The sequence below is a fragment of the Acinetobacter endophylla genome (assembly GCF_053543775.1).
In genome coordinates this window covers 1-764 of record NZ_JBLVOM010000306.1, presented here as the reverse complement: position 1 = coordinate 764, position 764 = coordinate 1, and the positions used below count along the sequence as shown (strand labels likewise).

1 protein-coding gene is annotated in these 764 nt (G+C 49.9%); it reads right to left on the bottom strand.

What is annotated here, in order from left to right; genetic code table 11:
- The coding region (locus tag ACNPNW_RS16430; RefSeq protein WP_448767206.1) for an IS3 family transposase at positions 1 to 588 on the bottom strand (588 nt) is incomplete at its 3' end.
- Positions 589 to 764: the final 176 nt, after the last annotated feature.

Sequence of the window (764 nt, the reverse complement as noted above, 5' to 3'; positions counted from 1 at the left end):
TGTATACTGGAACCCACGGTCGCTGTGGAGTAGTGGGTGGCTCTCTGGTGCCACCTCTACGGCGAGATTAAACGTCTCAAAGACGAGTGCGTTATTATTGGAATGCCCCAATACATAGGAAACAATGGACTTGTCGTGCAGGTCTAATATGGCGCTCAAATAGGCCTTCTTTCCGTTCCCGTACTTGAATTCCGTGACGTCTGTGACCCATTTTTGGTTTGGCGCTTCGGCATGGAATTCACGGTTCAGCACATTCTCTGCAACCTGCTGAGGCGTAGAGCCTACATACTTCTTCCTCTTTCTGCGGATGACGGACTGGATGCCTTGGAGCCTCATGAGACGGTACACTCGCTTCGCGTTAATGGGTTGGTTCATTTGTCTGCGCAAATGCAGCGTTAATTGACGATACCCAAAGATGCGTTCCACCTTCTCGTACAAGCAGATCATGGCCTGTGTGAGCTTCTCATTGTCAACCTCTCGGCTACTTGGTTTGCGGTTTAGCCATTTATAGTAACTTGACCGAGAAATCCCTGCAATGTCACACAATAGCTGAGTAGAGCAGGATTCCTCTTGCTGTACCGCTTGAATGGCCAGGTAAATGTTCTCCTGCCGGCAGAAACTTAACGCTCCCTCCTTTCGAGTTCCTTCAACTTTTTTAGGAAGGCATTCTCCGCACGCAGCCGTTCATTCTCATACTCCAGCTTTTTCATAGCGAGTCTGTGGCGATCTGCCTCGGTAAGCTCTTCAGGCGCTTTGGTGCGTCC